The following is a 1,140-nucleotide window of genomic DNA, read 5'->3' on the forward strand; positions in this document are numbered from 1 at the left end:
GCCATGCTCAGCACCGCAAGCCAGATCATGCGCATCATCGCGCTGCTGCCGCCTGCCCGGCCGGAAATTGCAATTGCCTGTGGCTGCACGGATCTACTCCTTGTCACTTCTAAGTCACTTCTAATTCTTCTTGTCCGCCCCTGACCGGCGCCAACACCGGAACAGCCGGGCGGAGTCTTATGGACCCAATGTAGGAACTTCCGCCCGCCCCGCAACAAATGTTGCAAGGAATAAAGCCGCTGTGACCGGGTTTTCAGCCCGCAACAGCGGGGGCGCGTCCTGCTGCAGGCATCCTAGCAGGGAAAAATTACGTTTTCGCTGAAAATCTGGGGGGGGGAAACGGCGCCTCAGATGCCAAACCTGAACGCCAGCCAGACCAGGATCAAACCCAGCGCCAGCGCCGCCAGCCCCGCATTGCGGCGCTGCTCCTCGCTCAAGGCCCGCAGCATTTCCAGCAGCCGCTCCACAAGCGAAGGGGCCAGTGCGTACACCAGCCCCTCTGCAATCAGTACCAGCCCAAGAGCCAGGAGGATGAACCCCATTACTGCCCAGCCGGCTTGCCGTCCGAGGATTTCAGGTAGTTGAAAAACTCGTTGTCCGGCGACAGCACCATGGTGGAATTCCCTGCCAGCAGCGAATTCGCATAGGCGTTGAGGCTGCGGTAGAATTCAAAGAACTCCGGGTCCGCACCATAAGCCTGGGCAAAGATCGCGTTGCGTTCGGCATCTGATTCACCGCGGATGATCTCCGCCTCGCGCTGCGCTTCCGACACCAGCTCGACCACGGTCCGGTCGGCCTGCGCCCGGATCCGCTGTGCGGCTTCGTTACCGCGGGCGCGCTCGTCGGTGGCTTCGCGCACCCGCTCGGCCCGCATCCGCTCAAACGTCGCGTCCAGGTTCTCGGACGGCAGGTCGGTGCGTTTCAGCCGCACGTCGATGATGGCAATTCCCAGCGCACGCGCATCGGCAATGGCGCCGTTGCGGATCCGCAGCATCAGCGCCGCCCGGTCGGAACTCAGGATATCGTTGGAGCTGACCGAGCCGAGGATCTCGCGGGTTTGCGCCCGCAGGATCGAATCCAGCCGGTTTTCCGCAGTGGCGATACCGCCGGCACCAACCGCCTGACGGAAACGGTTGACGT

Annotated in this window: 2 protein-coding genes; both read right to left on the reverse strand. The window is 62.6% G+C overall.

Translation table 11 applies throughout. The annotated features are described in order from the left end of the window. Positions 1 to 347 precede the first annotated feature (347 nt). Positions 348 to 542 carry a DUF2065 domain-containing protein gene (locus A2I95_RS40745; RefSeq protein ID WP_027259605.1) on the reverse strand — a complete coding sequence of 65 codons (195 nt, stop codon included), beginning with the start codon at positions 540 to 542 and terminating at the stop codon, positions 348 to 350. Next, on the reverse strand, positions 542 to 1,140 hold a 599-nt coding region (gene hflC / locus A2I95_RS40750; protein WP_291737994.1), incomplete at its 5' end, for a protease modulator HflC. The genes A2I95_RS40745 and hflC, both read right to left, overlap by 1 nt.

The sequence above is a fragment of the Leisingera sp. F5 genome (assembly GCF_001593695.1).